1 protein-coding gene is annotated in these 1,075 nt (G+C 50.0%); it reads right to left on the bottom strand.

What is annotated here, in order from left to right; genetic code table 11:
* The coding region (locus tag KDK19_RS10745; protein WP_257291923.1) for a hypothetical protein at positions 1-1,075 on the bottom strand (1,075 nt) is incomplete at both ends.

The following is a 1,075-nucleotide window of genomic DNA, read 5'->3' as shown; positions in this document are numbered from 1 at the left end:
CTCCTTAATACGCATTAAGGTATCCAGTGACTCAATGACCGGTCCTTCTTCCACGTCTGGCTGGTTACGCAGTTTCTCAGCCAGATCTTCCAGCACAGGGCTGGCCCCGCCATCGCCTTTGGTAATCGAGGCCGACCAATCACTGCCAAACAGTCCAGCGTCCAGGGCTTCCCGAAACACCGGATCAGCTTCCGGATTACGCCCAAAAATCAGAGCAGCGCTTTTACCCAAATACTTGGGAGAATGCCCAGCCATGGAATACATCTCAGTGTTTGACCAGGTATTATTAAAGTGAGTGACCGGGTTATAAACCGTTTTGTAGAGCTTCCAGCGATTAATGATACCTCTGTAAGTATTGGCTACTGAGCCTGTGCCCAGTGGTGAACGACCATGGTGTCGGATGGCGTTCCAAATATCAGGCCGAACATACTGATCAGCCAGAGCACCGTACTTTTTAAGAGGTGACTTCTTGCCAATGCCCATATTGGACACTTTGACCCACTCCTTACCATCGATTACTTTGGGCGAATCACTGACCCAATCGCTGTTATCCCGAATCGTCTTGAACATGGTAGCCAGTGAAAGATCATGGCTGACTTCTGCCATCCCTCGCACAAAACGATAACCCGCGTCCTCGATCTCGCCCCAGGCTTGCCGCTCAGCTTTCGTCCAGTCCCGATGAAAAACAGCCTTTCCCTTAACCTCGCCTCTCAGCGACCAGCTTCTATCAGTGGCTTCCAGCTCAACGTTGGGCACCTTGGGAAGCTCATCGTCGAGCAGGATAAACGAGCGCAGCTTACCATTCTGGATACCGGTATATTCGCGGTAGTTTCTCTGACTGATTTCTCTTAACTCAGCCCGAATCTCTGCCATTTCTGCCGCTGTATCGGACTCAAACAGCCCATCCTTTTTCTTTTCCAGCTTATCCAGTCTGGCACTCAGCTGTTCATGCTTTTTCAGATCTGCCCGAGCTAAATCAGAAAGGTACTCTTTACTAAAACTGTCGTCGGTGCCTCGGGCAATGGAGTAAGAACCAGAAAGGCTTTGACCCTTCGCTTTAATAAAATCCTTATCC

This window comes from Endozoicomonas sp. ONNA1, assembly GCF_024606325.1.
Taxonomy (GTDB): Bacteria; Pseudomonadota; Gammaproteobacteria; order Pseudomonadales; family Endozoicomonadaceae; genus Endozoicomonas_A.
The sequence above is the reverse complement of the archived record's forward strand: the minus strand, read 5'-3'. Positions and strand labels throughout refer to the sequence as shown.